This window comes from Gemmatimonadota bacterium, from assembly GCA_041390125.1.
Taxonomy (GTDB): Bacteria; Gemmatimonadota; Gemmatimonadetes; order Longimicrobiales; family Gaopeijiaceae; genus JAGQIF01.
On record JAWKQN010000020.1, the window covers coordinates 63,804 to 84,394 of the forward strand.

Genomic DNA, 20,591 nt, shown 5'->3' on the forward strand with positions numbered 1-20,591 from the left:
GCCGGACGGGGGCTGGCGGCCCGATCGGCCGCCGGCCCGGATCCCGCCCTTGCGGCCCTCCCGACAGTCTGCTAAATATCTAGCATGGTGCTATGAAACTAGCAGCGAGCGCCACCGTAGAGATCCAGCGGGACCCGGACGGCATCCTCGTCCGACCCGGCCAGCCGAGGGCCCCATGACCGAAGAGCTTCCGTTGAGCCGCCGCGAGCGGCAGATCATGGACATCGTCTTCCGCCGCCGCGAGGTGGCGGTCAGCGACGTGTTGGAGGAGCTGCCGGATCCGCCGAGCTACTCGGCGGTGCGGGCGCTGCTGCGGATCCTGGAGGAGAAGGGTCACCTCGAGCATCGTCAGGACGGGCCCCGCTACGTCTACCGCGCCACCGTGCCGCGCACGCAGGCGCGCGATCAGGCGTTGACGCGGGTGCTGGAGACGTTCTTCGAAGGCTCGACCGAGAAGGCGGTGGCGGCGCTGTTGGATCGTTCAGCGGGTTCGTTGGACGAGGACGAACTGGAGCGGCTGTCGACGCTCATCGACCGGGCTCGCCGGGAGGGACGATGATGGACGGGATGGGGATGCTGATGGGCGCGGGCCCGGCGATCGCCGCTGTGTTGCTGCTGGCCGCGGTGAAGGGGGTGCTGGTGCTCGGCGCCACGGCGGGCGTCGCCCGGCTGCTGGAGGGACGCAGCTCCGCCGCCGTGCGACACGTCGTGTGGACCGTGGGCCTGCTGGCCATGGTGGCGCTGCCCGTGCTGGGAGTGGTGCTCCCCCGCTGGCACGCGTTGCCGGACCTGATCCCCACCGTCGGCTTCGACGTCGAGACCGTGCCGGTGCTCACGGTGGAGGAGGTGCCGCCGGTGGCGCCCGTCGTCGCCGGCTCCCCGGTGGAGCTGGAGTACGCGCGAGAGGGCTCGGGATCCGTCGCCGCGGCCCCGACTCCGCGGCTGCCGGCTCCGACGGGCGTCGAGTCGGCCGCGGCGGTCGAGCCGCTCCCCCTCGACGTCCTGGCTTCCGGTGGGACCTGGGCCGTCGATGCGCGCGTCACCGGTGTGTCCTGGGCCGCCGGCCTGGGATGGGCGCTCGTCGCGCTGTGGGGGGCGGGCGCCGGGGTGCTCGGCGGCCTGACCCTGTTCGGCCTGGCGCGGGTGCTGCGCATCGAGCAGCGGAGCCGACCCCTGGCCGGTGTGCGATGGGAGCGCCTGCTGGACGAGGCCTGCGAGGAAGCCGGCGTGATGCGGCCGGTGCGCCTGCTGGAGAGCGCAGATGTCCCCGTTCCCATGACGTGGGGGTGGCGGCGCCCGGTGGTGGTGTTGCCGGCCGCGGCGGCTTCCTGGAACGATGCGCGTCTCCGCCAGGCCCTCCTGCACGAGCTGGCACACGTGGCGCGGGCCGACCAGCCGCTGCACCTGCTCGGACGGCTCGCGGCCGCGCTGCACTGGCCCAACCCGCTGGCCTGGTACGCGCTGGGCCGCATGCGCCTGGAGAGCGAGCAGGCGGCCGACGACCTGGTGCTGCGGGTCGGCACCCGTCCCAGCGACTATGCTGCGGGGCTGGTGGCGGTGGCGCGGGAGCTGCCCTCCGTCCACCGCCTGCCCGCGGCCGCGCTCGCCATGGCGCGCACCAGCCAGCTCGGCGGTCGGGTCGAAGCGATCCTCGACCCGGCGCGGCAGCGCCGGGGCGCGTCCCGCTTCGACGTGCTGGCGGTCGTGATCGTCCTGATGGGCTTCGCGCTGCCGGTCTCCGCCCTGGCCATGCGGCAGAGCGCACCGGTCGAGCCCATGGTCTTCGCGGTCTCGGAGCTGCCTCCGCTGCCGCCCATCCCGCCGGTGCCCCCGGTCCCCGCGGTGTCCGCCGTGGCGCCCGTGCCGCCTGCCGGGAGCGGCTTCGCGTGGGACGTGCGCGCCGAGCTGGGCCGGACCCAGGTCGATCTCCGGGACCTCCAGGACCGGCTGGTCGGCCTCGCGCTGCCGCACACGCAGGAGGCCGATGTGTGCCTGGACCCGGATCACCGGATCCGGAGCGACATGATCAACGTCAACGACGACGGCCTGAAGGCCAACTGGTCGACGCGCGAATGCCAGTGGATCCTGGACGTGCGCGGTGAGGTCACCTTCACGGACGCCGAGGACGACATCGCCGCGCTGACGCCGGGCGGACGCTTCGAGCTCGAGCAGTCGGGACTCGGCGTCACGCACGAGATCCGGATCGACGCCGACCGCAGCGGCCGCCTCTCGCGGGTCTACCGACTGGACGGGGAGGAGCGTCCGGCCACCGAGGCCGCCGGTTGGCTGCAGCAGGTGGTGCCCGAGATCCTGCGCGTGACGGGTCTGGACGTCGAAGCGCGGGTGGAGCGCCTGCTGGAGCGCGGTGGCGTGGAGGCCGTGCTGGCCGAGGTCGGGCGGATCCGCTCCGGCTACACGGCGCGCCGGTACCTGACGGCGCTGCTCCAGTCCGACGCGGCGGATGCGCGTGCCGCTCGAGCCGCCCTGCAGATCGCGGCCGAGCGCATCGATTCGGACTACGAGATGGCCGAGCTGCTGCGTGCGATCCCGGAGGACGTGCGCACGCCCCAGGTGCGCGCGGCCTACCTGGCGGCCGCGGGCACGATCGACTCGGACTACGAGCTGCGTCGGACGCTGGAGGCCTTCCTGGTGGATGGTGCGGCGCCGGACGAGACGGCGCTACTGATCGAGCTCGCTTCGCACATCGACTCCGACTACGAGGTGGTCGAGCTGTTGCTGGCGCTGGTGCGCGACACGCCCCTGGACGAGGCGACCCTGACGGCGTTCCTGGACGTGATCCAATCGGTGGACTCCGACTACGAAGCGCGTCGGGCCCTGACCGCGGCGCTGCAGCAGGAAGACATCTCCTACGCCAACCTCGACCGCCTGCTCGATCGGATCGACACGATCGACTCCGACTTCGAGCGCGCCGAGGTCCTGCTCGACCTGGTGCGACGCGTGGATTCGCTGGACGACCGCCTCGAGCAGCGTGTGGTGGATTCGGCCGAGCGCATCGACTCCGAGTACGAGCGCAACCGCGTCCTCGCAGCGGTGGTGCGCGCTCGCTGATCTCCTGACCGGACCCCCGCGCGGACCGGCGTCCGCGCGGGGTCGTTGGGCGAGGCTCCGCGACCGGACCCGCTTCGCCTCCCGCCCGATCCCGACACCGAACGACCGGAGCGTCGCGCCATGTATGCTAAAAAATCAGCACACTGCTCCAGCGCGCTCGCGCTCCTGCTGGCGCTGGCCGGATCCGCGGGGGCCCAGAGCGCGCCCGCGGGCGACGGCGGCGCCGACCGGCGGGTCGCCGAGGCGCGCGCCGTGCCCGGGGGCGCGATCACGCTGGACGGGCGCCTGGACGAAGCCTCCTGGCGCGACGCCCCGATCATCGACGGGTTCGTGCAGAAGGAGCCCGTCGAGGGAGCCGAGCCCAGCGCGCGCACCGAGGTCCGCATCGTGTACGACGCCTCGGCGCTCTACGTGGGTGCGCGCATGCATGAGGGCGATCCCGACATCGTGCGCGCGCCGGTGGGGCGTCGCGACGAGCTCGGGCAGGCGGACTGGTTCCTGATCTCGCTCGATACGTATCTGAACCGCAGGACGGCGGTGACGTTCGGCGTCACCGCCGGCGGCACCCGCTTCGATCGGTACCACGACCGGGACGACGAAGACGCCTACGACGAGGCGTTCGATCCGGTGTGGGAAGCCCGCACGCGCACGGAGGCGGACGGGTGGACGGCGGAGATCCGCATCCCGTTCTCCCAGCTCCGCTTCACGCCCGCCGCCGATCAGCGTTGGGGCGTGAACTTCGCGCGTGCCATCCCGCAGCGGGAGGAGCGGAGCTACTGGGTGCCCGTGCCGCGCTCCGTGCAGGCCTGGGCCTCGCGCTTCGGCACGCTGGAGGGCCTGCGCGACATCGATCCGGCGCGCGGCGTCGAGCTGCTGCCCTATGTCGCGTCCGACGCGCGCCTCGTGGCCGAGCCGGACGCGGACGATCCCTTCGCCGGGGCGCGGAGCGGCAGCGTGCGCGTGGGCGGCGATCTGAAGGTGGGCCTGGGCCCGAACGTGACGCTCGACGCGACGTTCAATCCGGACTTCGGACAGGTGGAGGCGGACCCCGCGGTCGTGAATCTGTCCGCGTTCGAGGTGTTCTTTCCCGAGCGGCGCCCCTTCTTCACGGAGGGAAGCCAGCTCTTCGACGGCGGGAATCTGTTCTATTCCCGCCGCATCGGCGGGCTCCCGGCCGTGCCCCAGGGCGGGGACTACGTGGATGCGCCCGAGACGGCGACGATCCTGGGTGCGGCCAAGCTGACGGGCCGGCTCGAACGCGGCACATCGTTCGGCGTGCTGGGGGCCGTCACGGACGAGGAGCGCGCCCGCATCTGGTCGGAGGAGGAGGGGTTCGGGACTGCGCGCCTGGCCCCGCGCACGTGGACCGGCGTGGTGGCCGGGCAGCAGGAATTCGGTGCGGACGCCTCCACCGCGTCCGTCGTGTTCACGGGCGTCCACCGGGAGCTGGGGGAGGAGGACCCGCTGGCCGACTACCTGCACCGCAGCGCCATCGGAGCGCTGGGCCGCTTCAACCTGCGCTTCCAGGGTGGGACGTACGCCGTCTCCGGCCAGACGGGCTATACCCGCGTGCACGGAAGCGCCGCGGCGCTCCTGCGGACCCAACGCTCACCGGTGCACTTCTTCCAGCGACCGGATCAGGAGCACGTGCGGGTCGATCCCACGCGCACGGCGCTGAGCGGACACTTCGGATCGCTCAGCGTGGCCAAGAACAGCGGACGCCACTGGCTGTGGAGCCTCGACGGATACTGGGAATCCCCGGGCTACGAGCCCAACGACGCCGGGAGCCTGGGCAACGCGGACGAGATCGCGGCGTTCGCGACGCTCACGTACCGCGACACCGATCCCGGGCGGTGGTTGCGCAACTGGTCGCTGTCCGTCTCTCAGGAGAACACCTGGGCATTCGACGGCGTGCGCGCCTTCGGCGCGCTGCGCAGCGACGCTCGCCTGACGCTCGCCAACTTCTGGCGCATCAACGTCACCGCCTGGCGCGACTTCCGTGGGCAGTCCCCCACGCTGAGCCGCGGGGGCCCGCGGGTGGGGACCGGTCGCGCCTGGGTCACGATCGCGCAACTGCTCAGCAGCACGGCGTCCGACACCCGCTGGAACGCGCGGATCTACTTCGGCGAGAGCGAGCAGGGGGAGCGCACGATGCGTCTGAGCGGGCAGGTGTCGGTGCGGCCCGGGCCGCGCTGGCAGCTCTCCGTGGCGCCCAACTACCTGATCGGCACCGATCCGCGCCAGTACGTGGCTCGCCTTCCCGGCGGACCGGCCGCCACCTTCGGAGAGCGCTACGTCTTCGCGACCACCGACCGGACCACGTTCCTGGCCGAGATCCGCGCGGCCTACGCGGTGCGGCCCGACCTGACGGTGGAGCTGTACGCCGAGCCGTTCGCGGCCTCAGGCCGCTTCTTCGACCATGGCGAGCTGCCGGAGGCCGGGAGCCGGGCGCTCCGCACGTACGGGACCGATGGGACCGGCGTCACCGTGCAATCGGACGGCTCGCGCACCATCACGGACGGGAACGAGACGTTCACGCTGTCCGCGCGGGACTTCAATGTGCGCTCCTTCCGCAGCAACGCCGTCCTGCGCTGGGAGTGGCGCCCGGGCTCCACGCTCTATCTGGTCTGGCAGCAGGACCGCTTCTCCAGCACCCCGGAAGGCAGCCGTGTGGGCGCGGACGACCTGTGGGACGCGGTGACCACGCCCGGAGAGCACCGGCTCCTGGTGAAGGCGACGTACTGGCTGCCGGTGGGCTGAGCGACCCGCTGCGGGCGCGCCCGGCCCGTGCTCCCTTCGACGGGCTATTCGTCGCGGAGCGACTCGGCCGGATCCAGCCGCGCGGCTCTGCGCGCCGGGATCCAGGCGGCCAGCAGCACCATGCCCAGCAGGAGCGCGCTGACGGTGCCGAGCGCGAGCGGATCGTAGGGGCTCAGGTCCAGCAGCAGCGCGCGCAGCAGCCGCGAGAAGAACAGGGACAGCACACCGCCGATGATCAGCCCGGGCAGCGCGAGCAGGAAGCCGCCGCGGAGGAAGCGCAGCGCGACGGCGCGCCGATCGGCGCCCAGGGCCATGCGGATGCCGATCTCGCGGCGGCGCAGCCCCACCGAGTAGGACACCACGCCGTAGATGCCGAGCCCGGACAGCAGCAGCGCGAGGGCGCCCAGGCCGGTGGTGAGCCAGGCGGCGATGCGCTGGGGGAGGATCCCCACCGACGTGTACTGCTCGAGCGAGGTGACGGGGCTCAGCGAGAGATTGGGATCGAGACCGAGCAGGGTCTCCCGCACGCCGCGGACCACCGCGTCGCGGGGGGACGACGAGCGCACCACCACCTGCGTCCCGGCCGTCCAGCGCTGGGGGAGCGGGAAGTAGAGGAACGGCTCGGCGTCGTCGGTGATGAGCTGGTTCTTGGAGTCCGCGACCACGCCCACCACCTCCCAGCGCTGGATCGCGAGCGTGTCCGCATCCCGTACGCGCAGGTCCACGAAGCGGCCGACCGCCGCGCGATCCGGCCAGGCGTCCCGCGCGAACGTCTCGGTGACGACGACGACCCGCGTGCCGCCCTCCACGTCGGAGGCGCGCAACGGCCGCCCCTGCCGTACCGGCATCTGCAGCGTCGCGAAATAGCCGTCCGACACCCGGTTGAAGTCCGTCGCGAACGGCGCGCGGTCGCCGTCGGCGAGCGTCCAGCCTTCGGGAATCACGGCCGTACCGGAGCTGGACAGGTCGAGCGGGAGATCCGCCGCGAGCGCCGCATCCTCCACCCAGCTCTGACCGCGCAGCGCCTCCAGCAGGCGCGCCTGGAAGACCCGGCCGCGAGGCTCGTCGTAGCCATCGAGCGTCAGGTCCAGTGCGGTGACGTAGGCGCCCTCCGCCTCGAAGCCGGTCTCGATGTCGGAAGCGCGTTGCAACGAGCGCACGAAGAGGCCTGCGGCCACGAGCAGGATGAGCGAGAAGCCCACCTGCGCCGCAGCGAACACGACGCGCAGCCGACCGGCCCGCTGACTGCCGCCTCGGCCTTCGCCGCGGGCGCCGGTCGCCAGACCCGCACGCGTGGAACGCAGCGCGGGCAGCAACCCGAACACGAGCCCCGTGAGCAGGGTCACTGCAGCCGCGAACGCGAGCACGCGGGGATCGGGCGAGAGGCTGAGGCGCACCGGGACCGGGACCGGCAGGGCTTCCGGGCGCAGCCACGCCAGGGCGCGGTCGGCCAGGAAGACGCCCAGCCCGCCGCCCGCCGCGAACACCACCAGGGTCTCCACCGTGAGCTGCTGGATCAGGCGGGCGCGGCTCGCACCCAGGGCGAGCCGGACGCCCATCTCCCGCTCCCGTGCCGTGGCGCGCGCGAGGTACATGCCGGCGACGTTGGTGCACGTGACCAGGAGGATCAGCGCGACCATCCCGAGCAACGCGGTGAGGAACAGCCGCACGCCGCCCCGCCCCGCGCCCGGGATGGGGCCCAGCGGCATTGCGCGGAAGCTGCGACGCGCGTTGCTCTCCGGGTAGGCGGTGGCCAGCCGCCCGGTGAGCGCGTCGAGCTGCTGTCGCAGCAGCTCCAGGGTGGCGTCGGGTGCCAGGAGGCCGATCGCCATGTGCCAGGACGCGTTCCTGCGGTTGAACTCGTCCGTACCCCCGTCGAGCAACGGAACCTGGCTGAGCGGGATGAAGACGTCCGGCTCGATCCCCACCATGTGGCCACGGAAGTCCGCCGGCGCGATGCCCACGATGGTGTAGGGGTGGCGGTTCACGTGCAGCGTGGCGCCGACCGCGTCGGGATCGGCGCCCAGGCGGTCCTGCCAGTAGCGGTGGGAGAGCACCACCACCGGGTGATCGCCCGTCGTGGCCGACTCGTCGGGCACGAGGTAGCGTCCCCGCGGCGGCGGGGCACCCAGGAGCGCGAAGTAGGAGGGCTCCACCGCGAACGCGATCGCCCGCACCCCTTCGGCCTCCTGCGAGAGGCTCACCAGCTCGAAGCTGAACGCGGAGGTGCTGGCCAGCGCCGTGATCTGATCGCGCAGGTCGACGTAGTCCGGATACGCGAAGGTGTCGAAGCCCCCTCCATCCTGCGCGCGACCCAGCTCCACGACCCGGTCGTAGTTGGCCACCCCCGGCAGCGGACGGAACAGCAATGCGTTGGCGGCGCTGAACACCGTGGTATTGGCCGCGATGCCGATCGCCAGGGAGCCCGCCGCGATCAGTGTGAACGCGGGCGCGTGCCGCAGACCGCGCAGCGCCAGCTTGAGATCCCGTCCCCAGTTCCCGATCACGTCCCGGCCTCCCGTGGGCTTGTGTTCTCCGGCGGGCCGGCGGGCCCGCAGGTCTCCCTTCCAGCGCTGCCGCACGCCTCCCGCGGCGAGGTCCAGCAGCCCGCGCGCACCCGCGGCGAGCAGCGCACCCGTGCCTTCCGCCTGCGCCCGGTCCAGCTCGCGCCGCCACACCCCGCGCATGTCGGCGCCGAAGCGGGCGCGGAACGCGGGCGGGTGCAGGCGCAGCAGGAGGTCCCAGAGGCGCTCCAGGAACCGCCTCACACCGCCTCCCTGGAATCCAGCAGCCGCCGGCGGCGGGCGACGTCCAGCGTGGCCTCCAGCCGCTCCAGCTCCGCGATGAGGACGGCGCGGCCCTCCGCCGTCAGCGCGTGCACGTTGCGTCTGCCGCCCGGCTGCGGCGGATCATCGGCGTCGGCTTCCTCGATCCAGCCGGCCTCCTCCAGGTCCCGGAGCGAGCCGTACAGGGTGGCCGGCCAGAGCTTCATGGCGCCGTCCGTCCGTTCCAGCACCTCCTCCATGATGGCGGCGCCGTGGAGCGGACCCCGCGACAGGGCCAGCAGGATCTGGAACCACTGCGGCTTGAGCAGGTCGGGCACGGACGTCTCCGGCATCCAGGGTATCTGTATCGATCGATATAGATACAGACGTACCGGAGTGCAGGCGGGTTTCAGGACGGGGCGGGCGGATCCGGTGGCGGACCGGAGCGGGGTCCCGCACTCTCCCCGTGGCGTCCGCGCGAGGGCCGGACGGCAGCCCGGGCGCGATCAGGAGCGGGAAGCGGATGTGGGACGAACGGTACAGCGAGGACGGCTGGTTCTACGGCACCGAGCCCAACGACTTCCTGCGCGAGCAGGTGGCGCGGATTCCCGCGGGTGGGCGAGTGCTGAGCCTGGGCGACGGGGAGGGTCGCAATGGCGTGTTCCTGGCCGAACGCGGCTACGCCCTCACCGGTGTGGACGCTTCCGCGGTGGGCGTGCGGAAGGCGCGGGCCCTGGCGCAGGCCCGGGGCGTGACCGGGACCTGGATCCACGCCGACCTTGCCGACTTCGACCTCGGCACGGCGAGCTGGGACGGCATCGTCTCCATCTTCTGCCACCTGCCACGCGCCCTGCGCGTCGATGTCCTCCGCCGCGTCGTGCGTGGACTGGCCCCGGGCGGCGTCTTCCTGCTCGAGGCCTACACGCCGGACCAGCTCCGCTACGGCACCGGAGGCCCACCGGACGTCGATCTGCTGGTCTCGGCCTCGGACCTGGAGGCTGAGCTTCAGGGTCTGCGCTTCCTCCATCTGGCCGAGCTGGAGCGCGAGGTCATCGAGGGCGAGCGGCACTCGGGCCTCTCGGCGGTGGTGCAGGCGGTCGCGATGAAGGAGGGGTAGGCGGAAGGCAAGCAGCCGCATCCCCCGCCGAGGCGGATGCGGCCGTTCCGGCGTCCGCGCACGGGGTGGCGGGTGACGACTCCCGATCCACCCGCGTGCGCGGTGGGGGGGGAAGGCCGGCAGGCCTTCCGGAACAATGTTGCCGATCAGGCGCTGCGGCGGGCCGCGTCGCCTTCGTGGCCCAGGTAGCCGCGTTCGCCCGCGGGGTCTCCGCCGCGCAGCAGCCCGAGCAGCCGGGTGCGGTCGTCCGGCGCCGGTAGCCCCCAGCCCCGCTCGTAGCCGAACACGGTATCGACCGTCTTCGCACCGAAGTGGCCGTCGAGCAGCTCGAGGTGATCGCCGGTCACCAGGCCGGGATGGGCTACGCCACACGTGCGGCTGAGCCACAGCAGCTCCTTGCGCAACGTCACGATGTAGTTGGCGAGCCGCGCCGCCTTGTCCGTCGGATCGAGCCCGCGCATGAGCCACGCGCTCTGCGTGGCCACCCCCGCGGGACAGTGCCCCGTGTGGCAGCGTTGCGCCTGGATGCACCCGATCGAGAGCATGGCTTCGCGCGCCACGGCGATCATGTCGCATCCGAGCGCGAAGCCCAGCAGCGCGGTCTCGGGGAAGCCGAGCTTGCCCGAGCCCACCCAGGTCACCCGGTCCGCCACTCCGGCTTCGACGAAGGTGCGATACACGCGCGAGAAGCCGAGCTTGAACGGCAGCGCCACGTGGTCCGCGAAGACCAGCGGCGCCGCGCCGGTGCCGCCCTCACCGCCGTCGACGGTGATGAAGTCCACCCCGCGGTCTCCCCGCGCCATGAGGTCCGCCAGCTCACGCCAGAACACGAGGTCTCCGACCGCGGCCTTGATGCCCACGGGCACACCGGTCCGCTCCGCGATCCGCTCCACGAAGTCCAACATGGAGTCGGCGTCCTTGAACGCCGAGTGGCGCGCCGGGCTCACACAGTCCTGGCCAGCGGGCACCCCCCGGATGCGGGCGATCTCCTCGGACACCTTGGCGGCCGGCAGCACGCCGCCCAGGCCGGGCTTTGCGCCCTGGCTCAGCTTGATTTCGATGGCGCGCACCCGATGCTCGTCCATGCGCTCGAGGAGGCGTGCCTCGCTGAAGCGGCCCAGCTCGTCGCGTGCGCCGAAGTAGCCCGTGCCGAGCTGCCAGATGAGGTCGGCACCGTGGTCGTGGTGCGGGCCCACACCGCCTTCCCCGGTGTTGTGCAGGCAACCCGCCAACGCCGAGCCGCGATTGATGGCCTCGACGGCCCGTGCCGAGAGCGCCCCGAAGCTCATCCCCGACACGTACACGGCCGAGTCGGGGCGGAAGGCGCGGGCGCGTCCCCGCGGACCCCCCAGCACCTTGGCGGCCGGGATCCAGTAGTGGTGCGCACCCGGGCCGTCGTGCGCCGCCAGGGCGTCCGCGTCGGGATCGCCGAGCGCGGCGTGCTTGATGATCAGGAAGTTGGGATCGTCCTCGACCCGCTCGTCCGTGCCGAAGCCGAAGTAGTTGTTCTGGCCCTTGGCCGATGCGTACACCCAGCGGCGCTGCGCCCGCGAGAACGGACGCTCCTCCGTGTTGGAGGTGACGATGTACTGCCGCAGCTCCGGCCCCACCGCCTCCAACCAGTATCGGAAATGCCCGATGATGGGGAAGTTGCGGCGGATCGCATGGCGCGTCTGCGTCATGTCGTGGATCGCCACGACCAGCAGCACGCCGACGACCGTGAGCAGGATCCACATGGCAGCGCCTCGCGCGTAGGGGTGGGTCCGGCCGCCACCGCGGGCGCCCGGACGTCTTCCCTCCGGAGTGTCGGCGCGCGGGGGCCTCGGCTTGACCGGCGCGACAGCGGCGCGCGGCGCGGTGTGCAGCCCGCGCGCGCGTGCCAGGCCGGCGCGGGCGCGGCTGACCCGCACTGGCGGCGCGGCCCCGCCCGCCTTCAGTTGGCCGGACCTCCAGCCCCCGAGCCGCCGTCATGGTGAACCGCCGCGATTTCCTGGTCCGCTCCGCCGTCCTGGCGGGGACGGCCTCCTTCCGTCCCTGGCCCGACGCGCTGGCCGCCGCCCAGGCCCTGCCTTCGCTCGAGGGCACGCTCGTCATCAACGCGCTGGGCGGCATCTCCAACCCCAACCTGCGCACGGTCGGGGACACCGCCGCCGGGCTCGGGCCCGATCCCGAAGCGTCGGCCCGGGCGCTCGACCCCCGCGCCCTGCGCGACGCGGTCGCCTCGGGCACCACGGCCCTGAACGTCACCCTGGGCTACGTCTCGGGTCCGATGGAGCCGTTCGAGTACACCGTGGAGCAGATCGGCGTGTGGGAGGCCATCGTGCGCCGGCACCCGGAGCTACGGAAGGTCTGGACGGCCGACGACATCACCGCCGCACAGCGGGAAGGGCGGGTGGGGATCATCTTCGGATTCCAGAACGCCGCCATGGTGGGCGAGCGGGTGGAGCGCGTCGATCTGTTCGCGGACCTGGGGGTGCGCATCGTCCAGCTGACCTACAACCCGCGCAACCAGATCGGAGACGGCTCCATGGAGGTGGGCAACCGTGGCTTGACCGACTTCGGGCGCGAGGTGCTCGCCCGGCTGCACACGAACCGCCTCCTCGTGGACCTGAGCCATTCCGGCGAGCGCACCTGCCTGGACGCCATCGCCGCGTCCCCCGGCCCGATCGCGATCACCCACACGGGCTGCCGGGCGCTGACCGACCTGCCCCGCAACAAGACGGACGAGGAGCTGCGCCGGCTGGCGGACAAGGGCGGAGTGGCCGGCATCTACTTCATGCCGTTCCTGCACCCCGACGGACAGGCCCGCGCCGAAGACGTGGTGCGCCACATCGAGCACGCCGTCGACGTCTGCGGCGAGGACCACGTGGGCATCGGCACGGACGGCGGGACCACGCAGGTGGACGACATGGAGGCGTATCGCGCCGTGATCCGCGAGGAGATCCGGCAGCGCGCGGCCGCCGGCATCGGTGCGACGGGCGAATCGGCGGACGTGGTCCCCATGATCCCCGACCTGCAGGGCCCGGATCAGTTCCGGAAGCTGGCGGCGCTGCTGCGCGGGCGCGGCCATCCCTGGAGCCGGATCGAGAAGATCCTGGGCGGTAATTTCAATCGTCTGTTCCGCGAGGTGTGGCCCACCGTGTGAGCGGCGGCTCACGTCCGGCGCGACGCGCACCGCTGCTCCGCCCCTGCTGTGACCGGCGGCCCCCGTTGTCGGTCCAGAGCCGGAGATCTATGGTTTTTCTGTCGCAGTCATCGGACGCTCAACAAGGTGGGCCTGTGAGGGGAACGCGGATTGTACGACTCGGCATCCTCCTGATCGCGTCGGGGTCCTCGCTGGCGGGGTGTGCAGCGGGACGCCCGTGGGGGTTCTCGCCGCTCGCGGGCATCGATGTCGACGCCGAGGAGCTGTTCGTCGGCGCCGACGCCTGGGTGCCGCTGGAGCAGAGCCTCGGCGCAGGGGAGCTGTTCTTCGTGCCCGGGTTCGACTGGTACCCGTTCCTGGGCGAGGACGTGGGCGGCATCAACGTGGACGCGTCCCTCTGGGGCGTGAACGGCGACCTGGTGTGGGCGTTCGGTGGCGACTCCTTCGCGCCGTTCGTCCGCGGCGGCCTGGCCTTGCGCCGCTCGTCGAGCGAGGTGAACAACCTCGGCCGCGAGACCATGACCGACTTCGCGTTCGACTTCGGTGCCGGAGGCTTCCTGGGCGGCGATCCCATGGGCAGCCGTCCGTTCGGGCAGGTGGGTCTGCTCCTCGGAGACGGGTCCAGCCTCTACCTGAGCGCCGGCTACCGCCTGCAGCTCGGCGGCACCCCCTGAGCGGGCGGAGGCCTCCCCGGCTCCGGGGAGGCCTCCAGACCGGGGTCTCGTCTCCCTGACCGGACGAGGCGTCCGCGCGCGTCAGACTGGCGACGTCCGGTCGGGTCGGGCATCTTCAAGGATTGGGCTTCCGACCGGAACCGGGGGTGTGATGAAAGGTCTGGCGACCGCCGTCCTGACGGGCGGCGTCCTGCTGGCGGCGACACGGGGCAGCGTTCCCGTGCCCCCGCCCGCCTGGGCCGGGCCGGCGCACGCCGCGGAGCCGGAGCGCCTGCTCGGTCCGGAAGACTCCGACGACCTGGTGGAGCGGTATTGCCAGCGCTGCCACAACGAGCGGCGCCGGAGCGGCAACCTCACCCTGGCCGACTTCGAGGTCGGCCGGGCCGACGTCCAGTACGAGACGGCGGAGCGCATGATCCGGAAGCTGCGCGCCGGCATGATGCCTCCGCAGGGCGCCGATCGCCCGGGTGCGGACTCGCTCCAGGCGCTCGCGGCCACGCTGGAGCAGGTCGTCGACGCCGCGGCCGCCGCACGCCTCGCCCCCGGCACCCGCCCCTTCCAGCGCCTCAACCGCGCCGAGTACGCACGCCTCGTGGGCGAGCTGCTGGACATCACCGTGGATCCCGGCGAATGGCTTCCCGCCGATCCGATCAGCGAGGGCTTCGACAACATCGCCGACGCCCAGACCATCTCGCCCACCCTCATGGACGCCTACCTGACGGCGGCGTCCGAGGTGGCGCGTCGCGCGCTCGGCCAGGAGAACGCCCCGCCGACCACGGTGACGTATGCGAACCCACCGTTGGTCTCCCAGCACGAATGGGAGCGCGTCGAGGGCGCTCCGTTCGGCACCCGCGGCGGCCTCAGCGTGCTGCACGCCTTCCCGGCGGACGGGCAGTACACGGTCTCGCTGGGGTTCATGTCGGGATGGGGAGAGCGCTTCCACGACATCGACATCTCCGTGGACGGGGAGCGCGTGGCGCTCCTGCGCTATGGCGGCGACATCGACTTCCAGGGCCGCAAGCAGTTCCCCATCGAGACGGAGCCGCTCTTCCTGCGCTCCGGCGAGCATCGGCTGACCGCCGCCTTCGTGCGGCGCATGGACGGTCCCTACGAGGACCTGATCCGGCCCAACGACTGGTCGCTGACCGGCACCGAGGCGAGCTACGGCACCACCTCGCTCCCGCACATCGTCAGTATGACGGTGGAGGGTCCGTTCGACCCCGTCGGGGTGTCCGAGACGCCGTCACGGCAACGCGTGTTCTCCTGTCGGCCCACGGAGCCGGCGGAGGAGGAACCGTGTGCGACCTCCATCGTGCGGCGGCTGGCGAGCGCGGCCTACGGTCGGGAAGCGACCGCCGACGACGTGGACGACCTGATGCGCTTCTACGCGCTCGGGGCCGAGGACGGGGGCTTCGAGGCGGGCGTCCGGACCGCGCTCGAGGCGCTCCTGGTCAGCCCGCACTTCCTGTTCCGGGTGGAGCGCCAGCCCCGCGACGCGGCGCCGGGCGCGATCTATCCGCTGTCCGGCCCCGATCTGGCTGCGCGCCTGTCCTTCTTCCTGTGGGGCACGCAGCCGGACGGCCCCTTGCAGGAGCTCGCGCGCTCGGGTCGGCTGACGGATCCGGCGGTGCTCGAGGCGGAGGCGCGCCGGATGCTGGCCGACCCGCGCTCCAGCGCGCTGTCGACCCGCTTCGCCTCCCTGTGGCTGCGGCTGCAGGACCTCGACAAGGTGCAGCCGGACGCCTTCTGGTTCCCGAACTACAGCCGTCAGCTCGGCGACGCGATGCGCGAGGAGACGCTGCGCTTCTTCGACCATCTGGTGCGGACGGACCGCAGCCTCCTGGAGCTGTACAGTGCCGACTACACGTTCCTGAACGAGCGTCTCGCGCGGCACTACGGTGTGCCCGGCGTCGTGGGCGACGAGTTCCGCCTGGTGCAGATGCCGGCTCGCGAGCGACCCGGCGTGCTGGGTCACGGCAGCGTGCTGGTGCAGACGTCGCTGGGGAACCGCACGTCCCCGGTGCTCCGTGGGAAGTGGATCATGGAGGTCCTGCTGGGTGCTCCGCCGCCGCCTCCGCCGCCCGGCGTGCCGGACCTCGAGGAGACGAAAGACAGCGAGGCGGGAGAGATCCTGAGCACGCGTCAGCGCATGGAGCTGCACCGCGCCAATCCCTCGTGCTCGTCCTGCCACTCGGTGATCGACCCCATCGGGCTCGCGCTGGACAACTTCGACGTCACCGGCCGGGCGCGGATCCGCGAGAACGGCGCGCCGGTCGACACCCGTGGCACGTTCTACGATGGTACGGAGATCGCCAGCGCCGGGGACCTCTCCGACGCGCTGCTGTCCCGGCCCATCCCCCTGGCCCGCAACTTCACCGAGAACCTGATGGCGTACGCGATCGGGCGCAGGGTGGAGGCGCCGGATCAGCCCGCCGTGCGCGCCATCGCCGCCGAGGCCGCGCGCCAGGACTACCGGATGTCGTCCTTCATCCTCGGGATCGTCACCAGTGACGCGTTCCGGATGAAGCAGGCGTCGGGGCCCGTCGCCACCACCGACGAGCGGCCGCGCTGAGCGCGCGGTCCAGCCACAGGAGCACGCGACCAGCGATGAACATCCTCACCGGGAAGAGCCTTCCCCGGCGTACGTTCCTCAAGGGTGCCGGAGCCACGCTGGCCCTGCCCCTGCTCGACGCCATGACGCCGGCCGGGCTGCACGCCCGCGGGCGTGCGGCCGCGCCCACCCGCTTCATCTGCATCGAAGAGGTGCACGGTGTAGCCGGCTGCAACGAATGGGGCGCCACCCAGCACCTGTTCGCGCCGGAGACCGTGGGCCGGGACTACACGCTGTCGCCCCAGAACGTCCTGAAGGGGCTGGAGCCGTGGCGCGAGTCCATGACCATCATCAGCAACACCGACGTGCGCATGGCGGAGGCGTTCGACGCCGAGGAGGTGGGAGGAGACCACTTCCGCTCCAGCGCGGTGTTCCTGACGCAGTCCCATCCCAAGCAGACGCAGGGCTCCGACATCTTCTGCGGGACGTCCATCGATCAGCTGCACGCCCAGCGCTTCGGCCAGGAGACGGTGCTGCCCTCCCTCCAGCTCTGCATCGAGAGCACGGACAAGGGCGGGGGCTGCGACTACAACTACTCCTGCTCGTACACGGATTCGATCAGCTGGGCGTCGCCGACCACGCCGCTACCCATGATCCGGAGCCCCCGGACCGCCTTCGACCTGCTGTTCGGAGCCGGAGGCTCGGCCGAGGAGCGCGCGCTCCGGCGGCGCACGCACCGGAGCATCCTGGACTGGGTGGCCGGGGAGATCTCCGACATGAAGCGTGACCTCGGCGCCGAGGATCGCCGCCGCGTGGATCAGTACCTGGAGAGCGTGCGCGAGATCGAACGGCGCATCCAGAGGGTCGAGAGCCAGAACACGAGCGGAGAGCCGCGTGAGCTGCCGGACGCGCCTCCGGGCGTGCCGGATTCGTTCACCGAGCACATGCGCTTGATGTTCGATCTGCAGGTGCTCGCCTTCCAGACGGACGTGACGCGCACCGTGTCCTTCAAGACCGGGCGCGACGCCTCCAACCGGACGTTTCCGGAGAGCGGCTCCGACAAGGCCTTCCATCCCGCCTCCCACCACGGCGGGAAGGAGAAGAGCATCCTCGAGTTCAACACCATCTGCCAGTTCCGGGTGGGCCAGCTCGCCTATTTCCTGGAGCGGCTGCAGGCCACCACGGACGGGGAGTCCAGTTTGCTGGACCAGTCCCTGGTGCTTTGGGGATCGCCCATGGGCGACGCGAACGTGCACAACCACCGCCGCTGTCCCCTCGTGGTCTTCGGCGGGGCCAACGGCGAGCACCGCGGCGGGATGCACATCCAGGCGCCGGACGGCACGCCCATGGCCAACGTCTTCGTCTCGCTCCTGCACCGCCTGGGGCACGACGACCTGCCCGCCTTCGGCGACAGCACCGCCGAGTTCTCCTGGAGCGTCTGAGGAGACCGGCGATGATCCCCGTTCCCGTCCGGACTGTCGCCTCCACCACGCCGGTGTCGAGATCGCGCCGCGCCCGTGGGACGCGCCGATCCGTCCTGGGCCTGGCGCTGATGTTGGGGCTCCTCGGCCTGGTGGCGCCGGACACGCCCGTGGCCGACGCCGCGGCCGTGGGAGACCTGGAGCGGTTGCGGCTCCTGCTGCGGGACGGCGCCGACGTCAATGCCGCGCAGGGGGACGGGATGACGGCCCTGCACTGGGCGGCCGAACGGGGGGACTCCGCGATGGCGGCCGTCCTCCTGTACGCGGGTGCCGACGTGGACGCCGGCACGCGCATCGGGCGCTATACCCCGCTGCACGTCGCGGCCGGACGCGGGGATCCCACCCTGGTGCGGGTCCTCCTGCGCGCGGGCGCCTCCGCCCAGGCCCGCACCACCACGGGCGGCACGCAGCCGCTGCACCTGGCGGCGGGCGCGGGCGACCCGGACGCCGTGGAGGCCCTCCTGGAGGCCGGAGTCACGGTCGACGTCCGTGAGGGTGCGTGGGGTCAGACCCCGCTGATCTTCGCGGCCGCGCGCAATCGGGTGGACGTCATCCACGCGCTCCTCGCGGCGGGGGCCGACCCCGACCTGGCGTCCGTCCCGGTGGACGTGGTGGAATGGGAGGCCGCCGACCGCGCCGCCGAACGACGGCTGCGACAGGTGCTGGCCGAGTTCAAGGAGCGGGAGGGAGGCGGCACCGACTGGCAGCCCACCCCGGCCCAGGTCCAGGCGGCGCTGGAGGTGTACCGCGAGGTGCAGCGGCGCTGGCCGGACGTGCCCGACCCGGCCGACGACGACAAGCCGTCGGCGCCGGACAGCGCGGCGGCGGACAGCCTGGCCGGGCCGGACAGCCTGGCCGCGGGGGACAGCGCCAGCGCCGACAGCGCCCGGGCCAGCGCCGCCCCCGCGGGCGGCCCGGAGGAGGCCGCGGACGCGCCGTCCGGGTCGGACCCCCGGGAGGGGCCGACCGACGCCGAGGGGGCCCCCCCGGCGGACTCGGCCGGGATGCCGGACACGGCCGCCGCGGAGGAGCCCCGCCCGCTCACGTACGCCCAGCTCGTGGGCGGATGGGGAGGGCTCACGCCGCTCCACCACGCCGTGCGCCAAGGGCACACCGCGGCCGCCCTGGCCCTGCTCGAGGGCGGCGCGGACCTGGACCGCCCGAGCGTGGGGGACGGCACCACGCCCCTGTTGATGGCGGCCGTGAACGGGCAGTTCGACCTGGCCCTCCTGCTGCTCGAGCGGGGCGCCGATCCCACCCTGGCCTCGACGGCCGGCACCACACCGCTGTTCGCCGTCCTGGAGCGCACGTGGGCGCCGCGCGCCTCCTACGCCCACCCGACCGAGCACCAGCAGCAGCGCGCGACCCACCTGGACGTCATGAGGGCCTTGTTGGAGGCGGGCGCGGATCCCAACGCCCGCCTGACGACCCACCTGTGGTACATGGAGTACACCTTCTCGGTGCTGGGCGGGAGCGGCATCAACCTCCAGGGTGCCACCCCGTTCTGGCGGGCCGCCTACGCCCTGGACGTGGACGCCATGCGCCTCCTCAAGGCCTACGGGGCCGATCCCGACATCCCGACCACCAAGCCGCCGGAGCGTCGACGCCGGGCGCAAGCGGACGAGGAGGACGAGGTGGCCGACTCCACGGCCGCAGCCGACTCGATCGGAACCGGCGACGCCGTGGTGGCGGGGGGCGACAGCGCGGCGGTGGCGGCCACCCCGGCCAATGCCGAAGGGCTACCGGTGGCCGCGCCGCCGGCACCGGCCAACGCCGAAGGGGAGGGCTCCGCCCCGGGGGAGGATCCGGAGGACGAGGAGGAGGACCATTCCGGGGTGCCGCCGGTGCCGGTGGGTGGCCCTGCGATCTTCCCGATCCACGCCGCCTCGGGCGTGGGGTACGGCCAGTCGTTCGCGGGCAACGCCCACCGCCACGTGCCGGACAACTGGCTGGCGGCCGTGCGCTTCCTGGTGGAGGAGTGCGGGGCGGACGTGAACGTGCGGGACGCCAATGCCTACACGGCGTTGCACCACGCCGCCTCCCGAGGTGACAACGCGGTGGTCCAGTATCTCGTGGACCACGGGGCGGACGTCACCGTGGTGAGCCGGAAAGGGCAGACCACGGCGGACATGGCCAACGGGCCCATCGAGCGGGTGCAGCCCTTCCCGGAGACGGTCGAGCTGCTGGAGCGCCTGGGGGCGACCAACAACCACACCTGCGTGTCCTGCTGAGCGTCCCGCCGGCCGGAGCGGCCCCCGAATCCGGATCCCGCTTCGTCGCAGCGGGTTGAGGGCGGGAAGAGGAGGGGTGTGGGCGTAGGGCCTGTCCCCCCGGAATGCGACCTCCGCCTGGCCTTCGGGCGGTGATTCGTCCTAGGGCTCGGGACGCCCGTCGTCCTCGATCGGCCCCACGTCCTCGTCGATCTGGCGGACCCGTTTCCGGATCCACCAACCCGTCCCGCCCAGGATGCCGAAGGGCAGGATGGTGAGGAGGATGGCCGTGGCGAGGAACGCCCGGCGGTTCTCGTCGCTGGCGTCGAAGCAGACCGGGCAGGCGTGCGCGACGTCCGGAAGCAGCGCGATCAGAGCGATGGCGACCAGAGCGGGCCAGAGTCGGCGCATCAGAGGTACACCTGCACGTAGAGGAACGGCCAGAGCAACACCACAAAGTACCAGAAGATCTGCACCGTGACGAACTGGTCCTTGTTCAAGGTCCCGCGGCGCAGGCGGTTCCAGGCCCAGCCCAGGCAGGCGATGGCCGCCACGGCGTGCAGGGCGTGGGCTCCCACGATGAGGTAGAAGAAGGCCCCATACGGGTGGGAGGTCATGGTCAGCCCCTCGCGGATCAACCCGACCCACTCCACGCCCTGGAAGCCCACGAAGAACAGCCCCAGCAGGACCGAAACGGCGAGCGGCACCAACGCCTGGGCGGGCCGCTTCTTGTAGGCGAAGTGGGCGAAGCCCAGGACCAGCCCCGACACCAGCAGCGCCGCCGTGTTGATGGCGGTCTCCTCGAACGGGAGACGCGGC

Annotated in this window: 14 protein-coding genes; 9 read left to right on the top strand and 5 right to left on the bottom strand. The window is 72.3% G+C overall.

Annotated elements, in window-relative coordinates; translation table 11 throughout:
* The first annotated feature begins 175 nt into the window (after nucleotides 1–175).
* From R3E98_18925 to R3E98_18935, 3 genes are all read left to right on the top strand, one after another.
* Nucleotides 176–559: a BlaI/MecI/CopY family transcriptional regulator gene (locus R3E98_18925; protein MEZ4425479.1), complete on the top strand. Its 384-nt coding sequence runs from the start codon at nucleotides 176–178 to the stop codon at nucleotides 557–559.
* Nucleotides 556–3,069 carry a M56 family metallopeptidase gene (locus tag R3E98_18930; protein ID MEZ4425480.1) on the top strand — a complete coding sequence of 838 codons (2,514 nt, stop codon included), beginning with the start codon at nucleotides 556–558 and terminating at the stop codon, nucleotides 3,067–3,069. Before R3E98_18925 ends, R3E98_18930 begins: the two co-directional genes overlap by 4 nt.
* A 120-nt stretch (nucleotides 3,070–3,189) precedes the next feature.
* Complete coding sequence (locus tag R3E98_18935) at nucleotides 3,190–5,829, top strand: DUF5916 domain-containing protein (protein MEZ4425481.1); 2,640 nt, start codon at nucleotides 3,190–3,192, stop codon at nucleotides 5,827–5,829.
* A gap of 44 nt (nucleotides 5,830–5,873) precedes the next feature.
* Here R3E98_18935 and R3E98_18940 read toward each other — a convergent pair whose 3' ends face one another.
* A complete protein-coding gene (locus R3E98_18940; GenBank protein MEZ4425482.1) occupies nucleotides 5,874–8,597 on the bottom strand; it encodes an ABC transporter permease in 2,724 nt (907 codons plus the stop codon).
* The gene (locus R3E98_18945; GenBank protein ID MEZ4425483.1) at nucleotides 8,594–8,947 is read right to left on the bottom strand and encodes a PadR family transcriptional regulator; all 354 of its coding nucleotides are present in this window, start codon (nucleotides 8,945–8,947) and stop codon (nucleotides 8,594–8,596) included. The genes R3E98_18940 and R3E98_18945 overlap by 4 nt, the downstream gene beginning before the upstream one ends.
* A gap of 170 nt (nucleotides 8,948–9,117) precedes the next feature.
* Between R3E98_18945 and R3E98_18950 the strand changes: the two genes are divergently transcribed.
* Nucleotides 9,118–9,711: a class I SAM-dependent methyltransferase gene (locus R3E98_18950; GenBank protein ID MEZ4425484.1), complete on the top strand. Its 594-nt coding sequence runs from the start codon at nucleotides 9,118–9,120 to the stop codon at nucleotides 9,709–9,711.
* Between the two features lie 146 nt (nucleotides 9,712–9,857).
* Here the strand turns inward: R3E98_18950 and R3E98_18955 are convergent, their stop codons facing one another.
* Nucleotides 9,858–11,447, bottom strand: coding sequence for an FMN-binding glutamate synthase family protein (locus R3E98_18955; GenBank protein MEZ4425485.1), 1,590 nt, complete (start codon nucleotides 11,445–11,447; stop codon nucleotides 9,858–9,860).
* A 233-nt stretch (nucleotides 11,448–11,680) separates the two neighbouring features.
* Between R3E98_18955 and R3E98_18960 the strand changes: the two genes are divergently transcribed.
* The 5 genes from R3E98_18960 (at nucleotide 11,681) to R3E98_18980 (ending at nucleotide 19,793) form a co-directional block, all read left to right on the top strand.
* The gene (locus R3E98_18960) at nucleotides 11,681–12,856 is read left to right on the top strand and encodes a membrane dipeptidase (GenBank protein MEZ4425486.1); all 1,176 of its coding nucleotides are present in this window, start codon (nucleotides 11,681–11,683) and stop codon (nucleotides 12,854–12,856) included.
* 134 nt (nucleotides 12,857–12,990) lie between these two features.
* Entirely contained in the window at nucleotides 12,991–13,530 is a 540-nt protein-coding gene (locus R3E98_18965; protein MEZ4425487.1) for a hypothetical protein, read from the top strand.
* Nucleotides 13,531–13,681: 151 nt separating this feature from the next.
* On the top strand, nucleotides 13,682–16,102 hold the full coding sequence (locus tag R3E98_18970; GenBank protein MEZ4425488.1) for a DUF1592 domain-containing protein: 2,421 nt from the start codon (nucleotides 13,682–13,684) through the stop codon (nucleotides 16,100–16,102).
* A gap of 35 nt (nucleotides 16,103–16,137) precedes the next feature.
* Complete coding sequence (locus R3E98_18975) at nucleotides 16,138–17,523, top strand: DUF1552 domain-containing protein (protein MEZ4425489.1); 1,386 nt, start codon at nucleotides 16,138–16,140, stop codon at nucleotides 17,521–17,523.
* An 11-nt stretch (nucleotides 17,524–17,534) separates the two neighbouring features.
* A complete protein-coding gene (locus tag R3E98_18980) occupies nucleotides 17,535–19,793 on the top strand; it encodes an ankyrin repeat domain-containing protein (protein MEZ4425490.1) in 2,259 nt (752 codons plus the stop codon).
* Between the two features lie 141 nt (nucleotides 19,794–19,934).
* Here R3E98_18980 and R3E98_18985 read toward each other — a convergent pair whose 3' ends face one another.
* Together R3E98_18985 and R3E98_18990 are read right to left on the bottom strand one after the other, a co-directional pair.
* Nucleotides 19,935–20,183, bottom strand: coding sequence for a hypothetical protein (locus R3E98_18985; GenBank protein ID MEZ4425491.1), 249 nt, complete (start codon nucleotides 20,181–20,183; stop codon nucleotides 19,935–19,937).
* Nucleotides 20,183–20,591: cytochrome c oxidase subunit 3 (locus tag R3E98_18990; protein ID MEZ4425492.1), on the bottom strand; the 409-nt coding region annotated here is incomplete at its 5' end. The genes R3E98_18990 and R3E98_18985, both read right to left, overlap by 1 nt.